The 449-nt window shown below is 37.0% G+C and carries 1 protein-coding gene; it reads right to left on the reverse strand.

From position 1 onward, the window contains the following. Window positions 1-380 (reverse strand): HDOD domain-containing protein (locus CYP28_RS09485; RefSeq protein ID WP_141090930.1); only part of this gene is annotated, 380 nt, incomplete at its 3' end. Between the last annotated feature and the right edge of the window lie 69 nt (window positions 381-449).

The following is a 449-nucleotide window of genomic DNA, read 5'->3' on the forward strand; positions in this document are numbered from 1 at the left end:
GGTTTTATCTTTGAGTACCAGTGGTACATCAAAGCATTTTGCATGATTGAGATATTTAAAAAATCTTGTGCGGTAATGTCATACGGCTCTAAATTTATAGAAAAGGTCTTTTTAATAGCACTTGATAGCGCAAAACCGCGGATAGTAGCCATTCCAAAAAGTGAAATGGCTCTTGCGATAGTTGTGATCTCTTGAGAAAAACCGTAAAGGGGTGAGTTTGCTGAACGTAAGATATTTGCTGTTAGCATAGGGTCTTTTTCGACCACTTTTGTGAGATCATTTATCGAGCTATTTTCGTCAGCATGTAGGCGCTGGATCTGTATGACAGTGTCGTCTAGTGGCGGAAGCGCTTTGATTTTTTTAAAAACTGATTCATTCATGTAAAGTGACTCTTTTGGTTAAAAATTTTGTCACATTATAGCAAAAAGCTGCAGCATAAAACTTAAAGA

Origin of the sequence: Campylobacter concisus (assembly GCF_002914195.1) — a bacterium.
GTDB lineage: Bacteria > Campylobacterota > Campylobacteria > Campylobacterales > Campylobacteraceae > Campylobacter_A > Campylobacter_A concisus_M.